Raw genomic sequence first — 19,165 nt, 5'->3', positions numbered from 1 at the left:
GGTGATACCTGTAAATCGCTGTTTCTGCGGCCATACTTAAAAGGCACTTTTATGGGTATCTTTCCCAAAGATGGTTCGGTAAATGATTTTGAGATCGAGCCACAGCGACCAGTTCTCCATGTACCACAGGTCGTGCAGGGTGCGCTGGCTTTTCTGCTCTTTGGTTTCTGTAGGCCCTCGCCAGCCGTTTACCTGGGCCCAGCCGGTTATACCGGGCTTAAAGTAGTGCCTGATCATATACTTGTCTTCGGAGGCTTGCAGCTGCTGGTTCAGGAAACTGCGGTGCGGGCGTGGCCCCACCACGCTCATGTCGCCCAAAAGCACATTCACAAACTGCGGCAGCTCATCCAGGCTATACTTCCTAAGCACTTTGCCCAGCCGGGTAATCCTGTCATCGTCCTTTCTGGTGGAGAGGATGCCTGCGTCGGGGTTGTCGTTTACCCGCATACTCCTGAACTTGATCACTTTAAAGGGCTTGCCTCCTTTTCCGATGCGCGTTGGGTAGTAAAACACAGGCCCCGGCGAGTCCAGCTTTATCAGCACGGCCAGCAACACAAACAACGGGAACAGAAACACGAGGGCAGCGCTGGAGAAGACCTTATCGAAGGTGTTCTTCATAAAGAAGGAGAAGGTCTCGTCCAGCGGCATTTGCCGCACGTTCACCACATCCAGCCCGCCGTACCGGATCACCTTGTAGTTGTTCCCGAACAAGTCCTGGTAATCGGGGATGTACTTTACGCGCACGCCGTAGTAATCGGCTGCCGCCACAATGCTTCTGATCTTCTTCGTTTTTTTGGCAGGCAGGGCTATCACGATTTCATCCACCTGGTTATACTTCAGGTAGTCCTGGATGTGGTCCAGGTCGCTCACAATCTTTTCTTGCGGCACCAGGCAGTCTCGCCTTCTTCTGCAGTTTATAAACCCTTTCACCACACGCCCTGGCTCGCTGTAGGCAAGCAGCTGTTTCTCAACCGCCTCCGCTGTGCCCCCTATGCCGGCAACCAGTGTAAAGTGCTGGTTGCGGTTCTGCGCCTTCAGGTAGTTCACGTAGTTCAGTACCAGCATGTTAACGGCTATACCCAGCACCGGAAAAGCAATGGCAAAGGCCACCATGGTGGGCAGGTTTGTAATAGGAACCGGCGAGATGGTGTAGAACAGAAAACAAATAGCTATGAGTATAGCATAGGCTTTTACAAAGTGCAGGACCCTGGTGCTTAAATCGTTGAGGTTGATGGCGTAGAGGTTTCTCCAGTGCACGATAAGGAACCACAGAAGTATGACACCTGAAAATAGTCCCCAGTCCAGTTCCTTAAAGGTGCTGTCGTTAAAAAAATAGATGGAGATAAAAAAAGCTATGGTTAACGTGAACAAGTCTCCTCCAAGGTAGTAGGAAGGCTCTATGTGTCGATGGTTATTCATACTATACCCCTTAATTGGTGTGCTAATCGTTTTCCCTCAATTCTGCTTTCTCACTGTTCTCCTCCTCATTCAATCCTTCGGCTACGCAACCTGATGCCTGCTATACTTTATGGCGCTGCGCCAAAACTTATACCCTATGTTATACTTAGTCCTCTTAACCCTGTCGGGCCCACAAACTGCGACGCACCTGCTGCGTCTGCACGCTTTGCTCCTAACGAACAGCAATGGTAGTCCTGGCCGGTTTTTTAAGGCTAGTGCTTGTTCCTGGAGACATTGGGTAATGCGCTATTTTGTTTATAGTTTTTTATGAAATATTCATAAACATTATACTTAAATTGTTCATATTAGATTCAATTTTGGACTTAAATTAGGTAAAATAATAATAAGAGGGGTGAAAGGCTTTAAAAGCAGGATGAGTGTATTGATTATGCGTGTTAAGTGATTACAGCCCTGAAGTATTAGGAATACACTATGGTTTTAAGATGCAACTAAAAGCTTATTTGCGGAGAAGAGGTTAAGGCACGGGTGCAATATAACACAAGACACATTAAAGCATGAGGTTGACAAGGCCGACAGGCAAATACCACCATACCAAACTGACAGTCAACGCATTGGCAATAAAAAAAGCAGCTAAAATTAATTTAGCTGCTTTTTCAGGTATCTCAGACGGGTTGTCTGGTTATACTAGCTTTGCAAATACTAGCAAGTAAGGCTTGAGATTAACGTCTGCTAGAAGACTTCCAGGAAGAATGGCTGTAATCGCCTCTGCTCTGTCTGTATTCTCTTCTGTCTCTTCTCTCGTGGTTACCAGAAGGAGTAGTTTCTCTTACCGGCTCCTCTACCACTGGCTCAGATGGCGCAGGCTCTTCAGTCGCTGGCTCCTCAACTACAGGCTCCTCTGTTGCAGGTTCTTCTACTGCTGGCTCCTCGGTTGCTGGCTCTTCTACCACTGGGGCTTCTGTTGCCGGCTCTTCTGTAGCTGGCTCTTCAACTACCGGGGCTTCTGTTGCCGGCTCCTCAACTACTGGCTCAGACGGGGCTGGGGCGTCAGAAGTAGAGGTTGTCATGTCAGCAAGGCTGGCATTCTCGTTTCCTACACGAATGTTGTCGTAGTAAAGCACGCGCTTAGAAGTCTCGGTCTCGCCGTTGTTCCAGCTGGCCTTGTACACACCAATTTTCCAGTTAGGCATCTTGTCATTGTACATGTTGCCACCTGTGTGCTCCAGAATCTTAGTGCCGTTTCTCCAGACCTCGATCAGACCGTCGCTACCGTTAGAGTGCACAAAGTGGAACACATACTCCTGCCAGTTGTCTTTAGAGATCTGGCCCAGGTCGATTTCCTTCAGTGAGCTGGAGTTGTTACCAGTTCTCAGGATCAGCCTGTCTTTGCGTACGCGCAGTGAAGTGGCCTGCGTGCTGCCTGAAGTTTGCCACCACTGGCTAATCACTTCGCTTCCAGAGTCATAAGCATAGTCTTTAGACGGGAAGTATACAGCAAAGCTATACCATCTGTTTTTGTTTGTTGCCGGGTCAGCTACAATCACCTCCGCTCTTGTGCCGTTGGCTACTTCCTGGTCTGAGCTGCGCAGCTCAAAACGGCCAGACTTAGAACCGCTGTACACAGGGTTGTCCACCATCTGGAAAGAGTAAGAAGAACCGAACTGCGTGTGACGGCCACTGAAAGCAGAAGATCCTTCGAATGTCTCCTGGAAAATGTAGTTAGCTGACGTAGCGTTTGCTGTTGTTTCGGCGTTGAAACCGCCGTTTGGTGTCACCTCATCAAGGTCTTTTTGCTCGCAAGAAAATGTAACGGCGCCCACCAGTAGGGGCATAAGGATATATTTGAATCTTGAATTCATTTTGTTTTGGCTAATAAAATTGAAAATTGGCTTAATTAATTTGATTTTTGTCAGAACAAATAGGATGTTCTACTAAAAACAAGTTGTAATTTTAAAGTTTAAGTGATTTACGGTTCTTAGTTATACTTATTTACTACCACCTAAAAGTCTAATCATACGCACCGAAATAATATAACAGTTAAACATAAAACTTAAAGACTTAACCAACCTTACAGGTTCGTTATTTATTGTACATTTTATCTTAATGTCTGTGACAAAGGTAAAGCACCTGTTTTTACATTTGAAAGCCATTCACCCAAATTTTTGAAAAGTTCTTTAATAAAAGCAATAAATAACTTTTATTAACACAAAAATAGGCTTGTTTTATACACAACTTTATATATACAAAAACAGCAGTACAATCCCATGAATGTAACTTTTTTAAGCATACACTCTAAGAATAACTGTGATAACGCTGATTGTAAACTATGAGAGGCGGCGGAACAAAAGTGCAAATCTCAATTTAGAGAAAATTTAAGATATTCATATTATTTAAATATAAATTATCATAAAACCTAAAACCGGCACGTCACTTTGCCGTAGTTGCACTTTTCAGAATTAATAACGGGAGGGAAAATCAATTATTACGCGCGGTTTAAAAACCTATACACATATAGCCATAATACATTGTAAAACAAACACTTATATCCTAAAAAACTTTTATCAATAAAAGGAGTATGCTAACAGATTGCACGGATAATGAAGAGGCAGGGCACGAGAAGAGAAAGCCGAAAAGGCTCCCTGCAACATACCTCGCCCGCAACTAATGATGACAAAATCAGGCGTTGCCTGATCAAAGGGAAAAAGAGCTGCGTAAACAAATAGCTTAGAAAGGCCCTAGGAGCGTACTTTAAAATCAATTTTAAACGTACTTTAAACAGAGAAAACATCAGCTTTTAACACTGCTTATACTTCTGCATTAGCCACAAGCTAATGAGCGGAAGCAACATACGCTGGAGCCGCTGATTGAAACCATAGGAAGCAGCAGGAAAAGCTGACCAGCAGGTACTCTGCGCTTGTGATGCCTGCCTAAATTTGCTACAGCCAAAAGCTTGTATTTATGGGGCAGGCCAATACATTTCAGTAACCAGAATAGCTGTCAACGCATGAGGCTAGGAATATCAGTTGTCATCTGCTCTTATAACGGCGCCGCCCTGCTGCCCGACACGCTACGCCATGTGGCACAACAGCAGGTGCAGCCGGGGATAGACTGGGAAGTAGTTGTGATAGACAATGCCTCTACCGACGCCACCTCCGAAGTAGCCCTGGCAGAGTGGGCAACGTATGGCACTACGACCCCGCTTCATGTATTTTTTGAGCCGAAACAAGGATTAACGCACGCCCGCGAACTGGCCTTCAAAAAGTCTAAGTATGAGTTTGTGCTCTTCTGCGACGACGACAACTGGCTGCACCCAGCATACATAGCCACTGCCTACCATATCATGGCGCAGCACCCAAACATAGGTATACTTGGCGGCCACGGCACCCTCATTTTTGAAGAACAGCCGCCGGCCTGGGCCTTAGGGCATGGCTTTTATGCAAACGGGGCACAGGCGCCAGCATCTGGCAAAGTGCCCTCCTATTATGTATATGGGGCAGGCTGCGTTGCCAGAAGGTCGGCCTATAACAAACTTATGCATTGCGGTTTCAGGCCCATGCTTACCGACAGGGCAGGCGGCAGACTCAGTTCGGGCGGTGACTATGAGCTGTGCTATGCCTTTGCCCTGGCCGGTTACGACATGTGGTACGATAGCCGCCTTACCTTCCAGCACTTTATGCCAGCTGTGCGCACAAAATGGGCCTACCTGCAGCAGTTTATTAAGGAAGGGCCCCAGTGCTATGAGGTCATCATGCCCTACCGGATCCGTATAAGCAGGGGTGCCCACACCCACCTTACCTTCTATCTGGGCGTGTTTTATATCCTTTTATCGTACACGGCCAAAGCCCTTGGGCTTTACTTAAGGAGGCTCCATACGCCTAAGCGTTCTGACGAGAGCAAACGCCTTAGCCTAAAGCTCACGTCGCTCACGTATAAAATCCTTGCCTTCAGAGGCCACAGGGTGATGTACCGTAACTTTGGCACCGTCCTACAGCTCGAACAGCGGCTCCTTAAGGCAAATGAAAAGCCCTCCGCCAGCAGGTTTTTGAAAAAAGCCGGGATAGAGTTTCCCCTATAACGGAACCAGCCGAAATCAGACAGCCACCCTTCCTTCATAGTCCTGATACCTGTCTGATTTTCTCGTCAGGAGGCCTTTATCTGTTCACTCTCGCCAAAGATGACCTGACTAAGAAATTGCTCTCATTCGACTTGTTTTGGTTCTATTCATACAACTTTAATTACAGAATAGCATATTATCAAGTTACAATTGAGTCATTACCCTAACCTTCTCAACCCCGGGAGGGATGCATGCTAGCGCTGTTGGACCACTTATTTTATACTTTCTATTCTTAAGCGGGAAACCGCCCCCTGTTCCAAACTCATAATCCCAAACCAGCTATGAAACACATTACAACTACACTCATTTTTTTTGTTTTCTTGGCTACCACAGCTGTAGCGCAGCAGGTTATCGTACCGTTTAACGCCGCGTGGAAGTACCTGGACAACGGCTCTGACCAAGGCACAGCCTGGCGGCAGCCCGCCTTCGACGACACAGGCTGGAAAAGCGGCGATGCCAAACTCGGCTACGGTATCCCGGATGCCGCCACTGTGGTCAGCTATGGCTCTAGTTCTTCGAGCAAGTACATAACGACCTACTTCCGAAAGACTTTCTCCGTCACAGACGCTGCGGCATTTTCGGAGCTGCAGGGGCAGGTAAAGCGCGATGACGGCGTGATCGTGTACCTGAACGGGCAGGAAGTATACCGCAACAACATGCCCACCGGAACGGTGACCTACACCACCCGCGCCTCCGGCACCTCCGGCGGAGACGATGGGGCCACGCCCATTCCCTTTTCCGTGCCTGTGAGCGCCCTTGCCAGCGGCAGCAATACGTTGGCCGTGGAGATACACCAAGCCAGCCCTTCCAGCTCCGACATCGCCTTTGATCTGCAGCTGACTGGCCAGGCAACCCAAACGCCGCCGCCTACCGAGAACCAGGCCCCCACAGTAAGCATCACCAGCCCTACGGCTAACTCAAGCCATACGTTGGGCCAGGCTGTCAGCATCAGCGCTTCGGCCTCCGATCCGGAGGGAGCTCTGGAGAAGGTGGAGTTTCTGGTAAACGGCGCTTCCGTTGGCCAAGATGCCACGAGCCCCTACTCCCTCTCCTGGACCCCGGCATCTGAAGGAAATTATACTTTAACCGCCACTGCCACAGACGCTGCAGGCTCCACTGCCACATCGGAGCCTGTTGCCGTTACAGTAACAGCCCCAAGCCAGGAGCCTCCGCAGGATTCTAACCCGCCGACAGTGGCAAGCATCAACCGCCAGTCCCCTTCCGGCCAAAGCACAACCGCCACCAGCGTTACCTTCCGCACCACTTTTTCAGAGCCCGTCACCGGCGTGGATGCCTCAGACTTTATGACCACTACAGTATCAGGGAACGTTAGCGGTAGCATTGCCTCCGGCGCCTTAACATCTGTGGGCAGCCAGGGTACTGCGTTTGACGTAGCCGTAAGCGGCATCAGCGGCACCGGCACCTTGCGTCTCGACCTGAAAGGCTCAGGAACAGCCATAAATGACACTGCGGGGAACGCCATACAGGGAGGGTATGCTTCAGGGCAAACGTATATTATTGAAGCGGAGGCCGTTCCCGAGCCGGAGTTGGTATCAGAGGGTTTCCGAGAAATCACGAAGCTTAGCCCTGTGTCCATCTCTACTAACACTGGAGAGAAACCGCAGTCTAAAGTATGGAAGTATGATGGCAAGCATTGGGCCGTGCTACCTAACGCATCCGGCACGTTCCTCTGGCGCCTCGACGGCACCTCCTGGACAAACGTGCTGAAGCTGTCTACCAAAACCACCTCGAAGGCCGATTGCAGAATGGTGGGCAACATTGCGCACATACTTCTTTACCAGGGCAGGTCCTCCCAAATAGTCTCCGTCGAGTACAACGCCGCCCAAGGCACCTACGAGCTATGGTCTAAGCGTACCTCAACCGTGGGCCTGTCGTTTGACAGCGGCGTAGAGACCGCCACCATCGACATAGACGGCAATGGCCGGATGTGGCTGGCCTCTGATGGCAGCAACACCATTAACGTGCGGTGGAGCGATTCTCCCTACAAAAACTGGAGCAGCCCGATTACGATTGCCTCGGGTGTTTCCTCTGACGATATCTGCGCTGTAATTGCCATGAAAGGAAAAATTGGCGTGCTGTGGTCTGACCAGGTGGCGAAACGCTTTGGCTTTAAGACACACGCAGACGGTGATTCGCCTTCCTCCTGGTCAAATAACGAGGTGCCAGCCTCGCAGTCGGCGCTAAACGTGGGCGGCGGTATGGCCGACGACCACCTGAACCTGGCTTTGGGCAGCGACGGCACGCTCTATTGTGCCGCTAAAACCAGCTATGACACCAAGAATTATCCTGAAGTGGTCCTTCTCGTTCGTCGGTCGTCCGGCAGTTGGGATAATGCGTATGATGTTGCTCCCGTGGGCACCAGGCCTGTGGTGATCCTGAACGAGGCAGAAAACAAAATTCGGGTAGTTTATACTTCAGGCGATAGCGGCGGAAACATACTTTACCGCGAGTCCGCTTTCTCTCCTATTAAGTTCGGCTCCCAGCTTACCCTGATGAGCGGTGGCTCCTACAACAACACCACCAGCACCAAGGATAACTTTACCGATGACATTGTGATACTTGCCTCCAGTAGCTCGGAGGCAGTGGGGGTACTGGCTACGGACGCCACTACCGGAATGCCTTCTGTTCCGGCCGCGCCTACGCTTGCCTCGCCGGCTAACCAGGCCACCAACCTTGCCCTCTCCCCCACCCTAAGCTGGAACGCCGTTTCGGGTGCAGATTCGTACCAGGTGCAGGTTTCCACTTCCTCCGGCTTTTCCTCTACGGTGCTCAACAAAAGCAACCTTACCGGCACCTCGGTTACGGCATCAAACCTAGCGGAGAGCACTACTTATTATTGGAGAGCACGGGCAACAAACGGTGCCGGCACAGGCAGTTGGTCGTCGGTGTGGAGCTTTACAACCGGCAGCAGCAATACAGAAACCCCACCCCCAACCAGCGGAGACCTGGTGGCACACTGGCAGATGGACGAGGGAAGCGGCACGAGCTTATCCGACGCATCAGGCAAGGGCAACCATGCCCAAACCGTGGGCAACCCGGGCTGGGTTAGCGGCAAAAGCGGCACGGCCCTTCTCCTGAACGGCAGCAGCCAGTACGCCACCGCCCCCGACAATGCCTCCTTAGACCTGACCAACGCCATCACCCTTGCTGCCTGGATTAAGCCGTCGCGACAGACCACACAGTATATCATCAAGAAGGCCCTGAACAACGAGACGAACGGCTATGAGCTGGGCCTTGCCAGCGGCGGCAACGCGTTCTTCCGCATGAACCAGGCTTCCTCCAGAGACACCTACCGCGTTAACGCCAGCGCTACGTACCCCAGCGACGGAAACACCTGGATGCATGTGGCCGCCACCTATGACGGCAGCACTGTCAAGATCTACATAAACGGGCAGGAGAACGCCTCTAAAACCTTTAGCGGTGCACCAGCCATCGCTACCAACAACCTGCCGCTACACCTGGGGGCACAGGATAACGGCATCTATAAGTTTAACGGCGCCCTCGACGAGGTCAGGATTTACAACAAAGCCCTAAACGCCTCGGAGATAAACCAACTCGCCAGTGGTAGCGCCTCCCTTGCTGCTTCTGCCGCCTCCGAAGTAAAAACTGTTTCTGACCTTGAACACCAGCCCCTGCAAGTATACCCTAACCCTTTCTCCGCTTCCGCCACCATCACCTTTGCCATTCCGGAGAGCGGGCCGTATACATTAACGTTATATGACAGCAAGGGAGCGCTTGTGAACATACTGCAGCGCGGCAACGCCATACTTGAAGAGCGTAAGACAGCCGAGGTGGACGGAGCCAATTTAGCCAGAGGCTTATACTTTGTACGGCTGCAGACAGCCAGTAAGAGTTTCTCTCAAAAGCTTCTGCTGGATAAATAATTGATCTTCTGACCCGCCCTGCCAGCATGGGTCCGGCAGGACGGCACCTGACCTGCTTTTGCAGGCACAACACGGAAAGCAGGCATTCGACCGCACTGACATTGGAACAGCAAGCCACAAAAGAACACGCAACACATGCCATACACCATCTCCCTCCCCCTCGCATTTCTGGTGAGCTTACTCGCCTCTCTCCTGCAACCTCAGAAAACAGCGCTGGAGGAGCCGGCCCCGGTAGAGCCGCTGTACGTTACAGAGCGCGTGCAATACGACTCTGAGGATGCGGCCATCTGGATAAACCAGGCAAACCCCGAAGAAAGCCTCCTACTTGGTACCGACAAAGAAGCCGACGGGGCCTTGTATGTCTTTAACCTGCGCGGCGAGATCATAGAGGATAAGGTAGTGCGCGGGCTGGCGCGCCCAAACAACGTGGATGTAGCCTATGGCCTGGAACTGCAGGGCACCAAACGCGATATTGCCGTCCTTACCGAGCGATTTGCGCATAAACTTAGGATTTACGCCCTGCCGGAGATGGAGCCCATCGATAATGGCGGTATAGAGGTTTTTGCAGGAGAAGAACCTGAAAACGAGCCGATGGGCATTGCCCTGTACACCAGTTCGTCGGATAGCAGTATTTACGCCATTGTGAGCCGCAAGAGCGGGCCTACCGACGGCACGTACCTCTGGCAATACCTGCTGCAGGACGACGGGCAAGGCAACGTGCAGGGCACGCTTGTCCGGAAGTTTGGCAACTACAGCGGCAAGCAGGAAATAGAGGCCGTGGCCGTAGACAACGAGCTTGGCTATGTATACTATTCAGACGAGCGCGTCGGTGTCAGGAAATACTATGCAGACCCCGACAGCTCTTCCGACGAATTGGCCTTGTTTGGCACCTCTAGCTTTGCCGGCGATCAGGAGGGCATCGCGCTGTACAAGGCTACGGACTCCACAGGGTTTATACTTGTATCAGACCAGCAGGCTAACCAGTTGCACGTTTACCCCCGGGAAGGCACATCCTCTAACCCACACGAGCACCCCTTGCTAAGGGAAATTCCGATAGCCGCTAACGCCACCGACGGCCTGGAAGCCACCAGCATAGCGCTGCCACCGGACTTTCTGCAGGGGGCCGTGGTGGCGATGTCAGAGGAAGAAACTTACCACTTTTACCGCTGGCAAGACATCTGGGGCGATGCGCAGCCACCGCAGGACACCGCCTTTACAGCCCAGGAAATCATCCCCTTCAACGCGACGTGGAAGTACCTGGACAACGGCTCGGATCAGGACACTGCCTGGCGGCAGCCTGCCTTTGACGACACGGGCTGGAGCAGTGGCGCGGGCAAGTTTGGCTACGGCATCCCGGATGCCAACTCGCAGCTAACCTATGGAAAGAACAAAAGCAAGAAGTATATCACCACCTACTTCCGTAAAACCTTTGAGCTACCGGATGCAGCAGCCATAGACTCTTTTCAGGGGCAGGTAAAGCGCGACGATGGCGTAATTGTGTACCTGAACGGCCAGGAAGTATACCGGGATAATATGCCTTCGGGATCGGTGACCTACACCACCCGCGCCGCCGGCACCTCCGGCGGAGACGACGGGGCCACGGCCGTTCCCTTCTCGGTGCCGCCAAATGCTTTTGTCAGCGGCAGCAACACCCTGGCCGTGGAGATACACCAGGCCAGCCCCTCGAGCTCCGATATTGCTTTTGATTTGCAGCTCCTGGGCTATACTGCAACCCCGGGCATAGGCGATACCCTAAACAGCGACTCTACTTTGCTAGGCTTTGGCTTAAGTGCAACATCAGCGGCATTTGACAAGCTGGAAGCCTACCCCAACCCATTTTCTCAGAACATCACGGTAAATTTTAAGACGAAGGAAAGCACCGCTTACGAACTTTGGCTGGCGGACAGCAGCGGCAAACGGGTTGGCAACCTCCGGAGCGGAACGGCCCTGAAAGGGGAAAACCAGCACATAACACTGAAAGCGACAGGGCTAATGCCGGGTTTATACTTTGTCATCGTCCAGACAGAGCAGGGCAGCTTTGCCGTCCGGGTGCTTCATACAAAGTAGAAGCCTACTTCAGGGGCTGATCCTGAAGCCATGCCGCGTGGCACAACTTTCTTTTATAACTGCCTAAACCCCTACTCACCAGCAATGGCATGCAACGGTGCAGGCACACGCGTATAGGTCAGCAACCACCTCTAGAGCCTTTCAGTAATATTTTTAAAAAATTTTGAACAAAACCCACAACAAAATATAAAATTAAGCATATAAGCAACATAGGTATCTTTATAGATGGTTATCTATAAATGATATTTATACCTCCCCGTGTACCTATAGCACATTGTTCTTGAAATGGAAAACAGGATTTGCTCTGATAGGTGATTTGAGATGGCAAGGTGCGTCACCCTAAAATTTTATGACAATGGTATGATTAAAAAATTTACCCTCACTCTCCTGGCTTGCTTTACAGCCATCCAGCTGATGGCTCAGGACAAGGCTGGTTTTTCTTCTGTTACAGAGCTTACTCCCATCCCTATCACCAAGAGCACCGAAGGGAAATCTCAGTCTAAAGTATGGGAGTTTGCCTGCACACAATGGGCCGTTTTACCAGACCGCGAAGGAACGCACCTGTGGCGCCTGGATAGCAATAAGTGGAAAAAAATGCTGAACCTCTCCCAGAACGCCTACCTTGCCGATTGCAAAGTAGACGGCAACCTGGTGCATGTGCTGCTGTTCACGAACAAGGGAAAAAGCCTGCTGACCTCGCTGGAGTTTGATGCCGCCACCAACAGCTATGTTCCCTGGACAAGCCGCCCAACCCCCTCCAAAGTAGCGCTCTCCCGCCACGCCGAAGAAGGCACCATTGACATTGACAGTACCGGCCGCATGTGGCTTGCCTCGGACGACAGCACCAGCATTACCGTGCGCTGGAGCGACAGCCCCTACACAGACTGGAGCGAACCTATTACACTGGCCACTGGCATCGACTCAACGGACATGGGCGCCGTGATAGCCATGCCGGGCAAAATCGGGGTGATGTGGACAAACCTCCTGACGCAGCGATTCGGGTTTAGAACCCACGTAGACGGTGCCCCGCCAACTGAGTGGTCGGCAGATGAGGTGCCTGCCTCTCAATCGGCACTGGATATTTACCTGGGTATGGCCGACGACCACCTGAACCTGGCCCTGGGCAGCGACGGCACGCTCTATTGTGCCGTAAAAACAGAGTATGACACGCCCGGCTTGCCGAAAATAGCCTTGCTGATCCGGCGCCCAAGCGGCACCTGGGACGACCTCTACGGTGTTGCTGAAAAAGGCACCCGCCCGGTAGTAGTGCTTAACGAAGAAGAGGAGAAGCTAAGGATAATTTATACCAGAAAGGACGTAGGCAGTGACATCGTATACAAGGAGACCAGCACCCGGAACATTGCTTTTTCAGATGAGCTCCAGTTGCTGAAAGGCAAGTTTAATGATGTAACCAGCTCCAAGGCCAACTTCAGCTCCAGCGTGGTGGTGCTGGCTTCCGATGCCAATTACGCAGCAGGTGTGCTGGCCACTGATGGGCCACAGCCGGAAAGCTGCACCGCGGCCATTCACTGGAAACTGTATCCTAACCCATTCTCCACCACCACCAAACTATACTTTAGCCTACCGCATGGGGGCAGGTATGCGGCGGTGCTATACGATACCCGTGGGGCCAAAATCACTTCCTTAAAACAAGGCACCACAGCGGCTGGCGAATGGAACAGCATCCCGATTGACGGGGCGAACCTGGCAACAGGCATGTACCTGATCCGGGTGCAAACCGATGACGTGACCGAAAGTATGAAAGTAGTGCTCTCGCGTTAAGCGCATCCACAGGAAACTATAAAAAGCCGCGCCCCCGCCTGATTGATCTGGCGGGGGCGCGGCTTTTCGTAATTGCGTATGGATCGCATTATACTGCTACCGCATGGTCGCGCAGCACGTCGTTCAGAGAGGTTTTGAGGTCCGTGCTTTCCTTGCGCTGCCCGATGATGAGGGCGCATGGCACCTGGTACTCCCCGGCCGGAAACTTCTTCGTGTAAGAGCCCGGAATCACGACAGAGCGTGGCGGCACGTAGCCTTTATACTCTTTCGGCTCGCTTCCCGTCACGTCGATGATTTTTGAGCTGCCCGTAATCGTGACACCGGCCCCGATCACGGCCTCTTTGCCAATGCGGCAGCCTTCCACCAGTATACTTCTGGACCCGATAAAGGCACCGTCTTCTACAATGACAGGGGCCGCCTGCACCGGCTCCAGCACGCCGCCCAGGCCCACGCCACCGCTCAGGTGCACGTATTTGCCCACCTGCGCGCAGCTACCCACCGTAGCCCAGGTGTCTACCATGGTTCCGGAATCCACGTAAGCGCCGATGTTCACGTAAGAGGGCATCATCACAACGCCCTTTGCCAGGAACGAGCCGTAACGGGCCACCGCATGCGGCACCACGCGCACCCCCAGCTGGGCATAGTTGCGCTTCAGCGTGATCTTATCATGAAACTCAAAGGGGCCTACCTCAATCGTCTTCATCTGCTGTATCGGGAAGTACAGCAGCACCGCCTTCTTTACCCATTCGTTCACGGTCCACTCCCCATCCCCAGGCTCCGCCACACGAATCAAGCCACGGTCCAGGTCGTCTATCACAGAACGTATCGCCTCCACCGTTGCCGACTCTTTCAGGAGTTCGCGGTTGTCCCAGGCCTGTTCTATCGTTTCTCTTAGTTCCATTATCAAAAAATGCTTTGTACCTATTATTTCGTAAAAGTAAGTATTTTTGATGGATGTCTGAAACCAGAATCCTGCTTGCCTCGCTGCTAAAGCCCTTGAACGACACCCGTATGTATGAAAAGCTGGGCCTGTCGTTGTGCAAGCTGCCAGAAACCCAGGTTCACCTGGCTGGTTTTCAAGCGCCGCTGCCTGAGGCAAGTCCCGCTAACCTGCACTTTCACCCCATCTTTCGCTTCAGCCGCCTGAGCGCCGGCCGGTTTTTGGCACAGCAGAAGTATGAGCGCCTGCTGCACACGCTAAAGCCGGACCTGGTCATTGCCTGCACGCACGAGCTGCTGCAAGCCAGCCTGCGCTATTGCCGCCAGTATGGCGCAAAGCTGGTGTACGATGTACAGGAAAATTATACGTTGAACCTGACCTCGCAGCGGCACTACCCGCCCCTGCTCCGGCAGCTGCTGGCCCGCTGGGTAGGGAGCACAGAGCAAAGGGCATCGCCGGCTGTAGCACATTTTCTGCTGGCCGAGGAAAGTTATGCGCAGGAGCTGCCGTTTCTGAGGCCAGGGTGCTTCACCGTGATCGGCAACAAGTATAAACCTGCGGCAAACTATACCTTGCCCGCTACCCCGGTAGGCTTAGGCAATGCGCCGCTGCGCCTGCTCTACTCCGGCACCATCGCCGAGCTGTACGGGGTGTTTGAGGCGGTGGACCTGGCGGAGGCCCTGCATGACCTGGCACCGTCTACTACGCTCACCATCATTGGCTACTGCGCGCACCGCCAGACCCTGCAAAAGCTGCAGCAGCGCCTGCAGGGTAAAAGCTACATCACGCTCATCGGCGGCGACAGGCTGGTGCCGCACCAACAGATACTGCAGCACATACAAGCCTGTAACCTGGGCCTGCTGCCGTACCGCCCCAACCCCAGCACCGAGCGCTGCATGCCCACCAAACTATACGAGTACATGGCCTACGCCCTGCCCGTGCTGGTGCCCGAAAACCCGCTGTGGCAGAACGTGGTCGTAGCTGCCGGGGCAGGTCTGGCGATAGATTTCCGGCAGGTTAGCCCCTTAGAACTGCTGGCACGTATACAGCAGGGGCTATTTTATACTTCAGGCGTGCCGCAGGACGTGTACTGGGAAACAGAGGAAAAAAAGCTTTTAGGAGTGATCAGCAAGATCATCGACAGCCATTAAGAACATTTAAATATATTTTTAGATAACCCTAAATTAAAAATTAGTCATTATATTTGTCACTAAATACAACACGAATAGTATGCGTAACTCTAAAATTGCAGGTGTAGGCCACTACGTGCCGGAAAACGTGGTAACGAACAAGGACCTGGAAAAGCTGATGGACACTTCGGACGAGTGGATTCGGGAACGGACAGGCATTGTGGAGCGCCGCTATTTTCAGGAAGGCGTAGACACCACGGCCAATATGGGAGCCGCCGCTGCCCGCAAAGCCATCCAGATGGCTGGCCTGGAGCCCAAGGACATCGATTTTATTGTATTTGCCACCCTAAGCCCTGACTATGTTTTCCCTGGCTCGGGCGTGCTGTTGCAGCGGGAGCTGGGCCTGAAGGAGATTCCGGCGCTGGACGTGCGCAACCAGTGCTCCGGCTTTATCTATGCCCTCTCTGTGGGTGACCAGTTCATCAAGACAGGCATGTATAACAACGTGCTGGTGGTAGGGTCTGAGATCCACTCTACCGGCCTGGACTTTACAACCCGCGGCCGCGGCGTATCGGTTATTTTTGGTGACGGCGCCGGTGCCGTGGTACTGACCCCTTCTGAAAGCAATGACAAAGGCATCCTGTCTACGCACCTGCATGCCGACGGCGAGTTTGCCGAAGAACTGGCCGTAACGGCCCCTAACAGCAACAAAAAAGAGCGCCTGACGCACGAAATGATCGATGATGGCAGCGTTTATCCATACATGAACGGAAACATGGTGTTCAAGCATGCCGTTACCCGTTTCCCGGAGGTGATTGAGGAGGCCCTGCGCAAGAACGGCTATACCCCGCAGGACATCGACCTGCTGGTGCCGCACCAGGCTAACCTGCGCATTACCTCCTTTATCCAGCAGAAGATGGGCTTGCCGGCAGAGAAGGTGATGAGCAACATCCAGAAGTATGGCAACACGACGGCAGCCTCCGTGCCCATCGCCCTGAGCGAAGCCTATGAGGAAGGCCGTATTAAAGAAGGCGACCTGGTGTGCCTGGCAGCCTTTGGCAGCGGCTTTACCTGGGCCTCGGCGCTTATCCGCTGGTAAATACAGTTTTGAGTGAGTGAATGTGTGCATGAGCGAATTACATTACTCACACATTCACTCATTCGCTCATTCAAAATTAAAACAAAGTGTCACACAGCTACACAGAGGAGAACTACATTAAAGCTATTTTCAAGCTTTCGGCCAACGGCACGCAGGAAGTTAGCACCAATGCCATCGCCGAAGTGCTGGAGACCAAAGCGGCCTCGGTGACCGATATGCTCCGGAAGCTGAGCTCAAAGGACATTGTTAACTATGTAAAGTATAAAGGCGTTTCGCTGACACCCCAGGGCGAGCGCGTGGCGCTGCAGATCATCCGCAAGCACCGCCTTTGGGAAACCTTTCTCGTAGAAAAGCTAAAATTTAACTGGGATGAGGTGCACGAGGTGGCCGAGGAGTTGGAGCACATCTCCTCCAGCCTGCTCACCAACCGCCTGGATGAGTACCTGGGCTACCCCAGGTTTGACCCGCACGGCGACCCGATTCCAACGGAAGACGGGGAAATGAAGCTGAAAAAGCAGCAGCTGCTAGGCGAGCTGGAAACAGGCAGCGAAGGCAAGGTGGTGGGCGTGAGCGACTCGCAGCCGCTCTTTCTGCAGTACCTCGATAAACTGGGCATCGGCCTGGGCGCTCATATTCGGGTAAAAGATAAAATCCCCTACGATAACTCGCTGGAAGTAGAGCTGAACGGCGAAAAGCAGCTGCTCCTGTCCAGTGAGGTATGCCGCAACATCTACCTTTCCGCCTAACTCTTACCACCTTTATACTGCATCCGACTATGCTACAGGAAACGTACTCCGGCAAATCCCTCGAAGAGGTACACGCCTCTATCGACACCACCAAATCCACCAGCTTCTGGAGACGGCTGTTCGCATTCCTGGGCCCGGCCTACATGGTGAGCGTGGGCTACATGGATCCCGGCAACTGGGCCACCGACATTGCCGGCGGCAGCCAGTTTGGCTATAAGCTGGTGTGGGTGCTGCTCATGTCGAACCTGATGGCTATCCTGCTGCAAAGCCTGAGCGCCCGCTTGGGCGTGGTGCGCGGCAAAGACCTGGCCCAGGCCTCCCGCGAGAGTTATCCGGCATTTATCAACATTCCGCTGTATGTGCTGGCCGAGATTGCCATTGCCGCCTGCGACCTGGCTGAAGTGTTGGGTATGGCCATTGGCCTGCAGCTGCTTTTTGGCATGCCGCTGGTTTGGGGCGTCAGCCTCACCGTGCTGGACACCTTCCTGCTGCTTTTCCTGATCAACAAAGGGATGCGCAAAATGGAGGCTTTTGTGCTGGCGCTGGTGTCGATTATTGGTGTGGCCTTTGTGCTGGAGATGGTGTTTGCCAAACCGGACGTGGGCGAGTTGGTGGCCGGCTTTGTCCCTTCCATCCCGAACAACGATGCCCTTTACATTGCCATCGGTATCATCGGGGCCACCGTAATGCCGCACAACCTGTACCTGCACTCTTCCCTGGTGCAGTCGCGGAAGATAGAGCGCACGCCACAGGGCATCTGGCGCGCCATCAAGTATAACTTCGTGGACTCGGCCGTGGCCCTGAACCTGGCTTTGTTCGTTAACGCGGCCATACTTATACTTGCCGCCGCGGCCTTTTACCGCAACGGCATCCATACCGTCACCGAGATACAGGACGCGCATAAGTTTCTCGCTCCGCTGCTGGGCACGCAGTGGGCCCCTATCCTGTTTGCCGTCGCCCTGATTGCCGCCGGCCAAAGCTCCACGCTTACCGGCACGCTGGCTGGGCAGATCGTGATGGAAGGCTACCTGAACCTGCGCATTCAGCCCTGGCTTCGCCGCATGATCACGCGCCTGCTGGCCGTGGGCCCTGCCCTGTTCGTTATTTTATACTTTGGGGAAGATGAGACAGGTGAGCTGCTGGTGCTGAGCCAGGTGGTGCTGAGCTTACAACTGGGCTTTGCCGTGATTCCCCTGATTCACTTTGTGAGCAACAAAGCGCGCATGGGCGAGTTTGCTATCGGCCCCTGGCTTAAAACCGCTGCCTGGCTTATCGCCTCTACCATTGTGGTGCTGAACGCCAAACTGGTGGTGGACCAGATCGCAGAGTGGCTACAGGTAAGCGAAAACCCTGTGCTGATCTGGCTGTTGGTGGTGCCTGTGGCGGTGGCCTGCGGTTTGCTGCTGCTTTACATCACGTTTCAGCCACTGATTGCCGGCTCTTCGACCCGCTCTCTTACAGCTACCGGGCACCATAAGCCTGTTGCCTATGAGCCCGCGCAAAAGCCCGTTTACAAAAAGATTGCCATCACCGTGGATTTCTCTGACACAGATAAGCGCGTGCTCGACAGCGCCATTGCCATCGGCACCCCTGCTGCCGAGTACCTGCTCATCCACATCGTGGAAACAGCTGGCGCGCTGGTACTGGGCCAGGAGATAAAGGACATGGAAACCACCTCGGACTGGGACAACCTGCAGCGCTACGCCAACGACTTGCGCAGCCGCGGCTATAACGTAACGGCCCAACTGGGCTTTGGCAGCCCGAAACAGCACATCCCTAAAATTGTGCATACTTTTGAGGCAGACCTGCTGGTAATGGGCTCCCATGGGCACCGGATCATGAAGGACCTTATCCTGGGCACCACCATCAATGCTGTGCGCCACGCCGTCAAGATCCCGATGCTGATCGTATAGCACTGAACTATACGGGCACACTAGCGCGTTTTGGCTAAAAGTATACTATA

At 53.1% G+C, this 19,165-nt stretch carries 11 protein-coding genes; 8 read left to right on the top strand and 3 right to left on the bottom strand.

The features are described from left to right. Nucleotides 1–36: 36 nt before the first annotated feature. Together FJM65_RS18040 and FJM65_RS18035 are read right to left on the bottom strand one after the other, a co-directional pair. The gene (locus FJM65_RS18040) at nt 37–1,419 is read right to left on the bottom strand and encodes an exopolysaccharide biosynthesis polyprenyl glycosylphosphotransferase (protein WP_140623297.1); all 1,383 of its coding nucleotides are present in this window, start codon (nt 1,417–1,419) and stop codon (nt 37–39) included. 719 nt (nt 1,420–2,138) lie between these two features. Further along, nucleotides 2,139–3,278, bottom strand: coding sequence for a polysaccharide lyase (locus FJM65_RS18035; protein WP_140623295.1), 1,140 nt, complete (start codon nt 3,276–3,278; stop codon nt 2,139–2,141). 1,145 nt (nt 3,279–4,423) lie between these two features. Between FJM65_RS18035 and FJM65_RS18030 the strand changes: the two genes are divergently transcribed. The 4 genes from FJM65_RS18030 to FJM65_RS18015 all read left to right on the top strand — a co-directional run bounded on the left by FJM65_RS18030 (nt 4,424) and on the right by FJM65_RS18015 (nt 13,287). Further along, nucleotides 4,424–5,494, top strand: coding sequence for a glycosyltransferase (locus tag FJM65_RS18030; RefSeq protein WP_140623293.1), 1,071 nt, complete (start codon nt 4,424–4,426; stop codon nt 5,492–5,494). A 320-nt stretch (nt 5,495–5,814) separates the two neighbouring features. Then, the gene (locus FJM65_RS18025; protein ID WP_140623291.1) at nt 5,815–9,438 is read left to right on the top strand and encodes a LamG-like jellyroll fold domain-containing protein; all 3,624 of its coding nucleotides are present in this window, start codon (nt 5,815–5,817) and stop codon (nt 9,436–9,438) included. 135 nt (nt 9,439–9,573) lie between these two features. Then, the gene (locus FJM65_RS18020; protein ID WP_140623288.1) at nt 9,574–11,505 is read left to right on the top strand and encodes a phytase; all 1,932 of its coding nucleotides are present in this window, start codon (nt 9,574–9,576) and stop codon (nt 11,503–11,505) included. A gap of 360 nt (nt 11,506–11,865) precedes the next feature. After that, a complete protein-coding gene (locus FJM65_RS18015) occupies nt 11,866–13,287 on the top strand; it encodes a T9SS type A sorting domain-containing protein (RefSeq protein WP_181163781.1) in 1,422 nt (473 codons plus the stop codon). An 88-nt stretch (nt 13,288–13,375) separates the two neighbouring features. On the opposite strand, the gene FJM65_RS18010 is transcribed toward FJM65_RS18015, so the two are convergent. After that, nucleotides 13,376–14,188 (bottom strand): 2,3,4,5-tetrahydropyridine-2,6-dicarboxylate N-succinyltransferase, encoded by an 813-nt coding sequence (locus tag FJM65_RS18010; RefSeq protein WP_140623284.1) that lies wholly within the window; start codon nt 14,186–14,188, stop codon nt 13,376–13,378. A gap of 53 nt (nt 14,189–14,241) precedes the next feature. Here FJM65_RS18010 and FJM65_RS18005 point away from each other — a divergent pair, with 53 nt between their 5' ends. The 4 genes from FJM65_RS18005 to FJM65_RS17990 all read left to right on the top strand — a co-directional run bounded on the left by FJM65_RS18005 (nt 14,242) and on the right by FJM65_RS17990 (nt 19,115). Then, nucleotides 14,242–15,378, top strand: coding sequence for a glycosyltransferase (locus tag FJM65_RS18005; protein WP_140623282.1), 1,137 nt, complete (start codon nt 14,242–14,244; stop codon nt 15,376–15,378). 79 nt (nt 15,379–15,457) lie between these two features. Further along, entirely contained in the window at nt 15,458–16,456 is a 999-nt protein-coding gene (locus tag FJM65_RS18000; protein ID WP_140623280.1) for a 3-oxoacyl-ACP synthase III family protein, read from the top strand. An 86-nt stretch (nt 16,457–16,542) separates the two neighbouring features. Beyond that, on the top strand, nt 16,543–17,202 hold the full coding sequence (locus FJM65_RS17995; protein WP_140623278.1) for a metal-dependent transcriptional regulator: 660 nt from the start codon (nt 16,543–16,545) through the stop codon (nt 17,200–17,202). 29 nt (nt 17,203–17,231) lie between these two features. Then, nucleotides 17,232–19,115, top strand: coding sequence for an Nramp family divalent metal transporter (locus FJM65_RS17990; RefSeq protein WP_140623277.1), 1,884 nt, complete (start codon nt 17,232–17,234; stop codon nt 19,113–19,115). Nucleotides 19,116–19,165: the final 50 nt, after the last annotated feature.

This window comes from Pontibacter mangrovi, assembly GCF_006385705.1.
GTDB lineage: Bacteria > Bacteroidota > Bacteroidia > Cytophagales > Hymenobacteraceae > Pontibacter > Pontibacter mangrovi.
The sequence above is the reverse complement of the archived record's forward strand: the minus strand, read 5'-3'. Positions and strand labels throughout refer to the sequence as shown.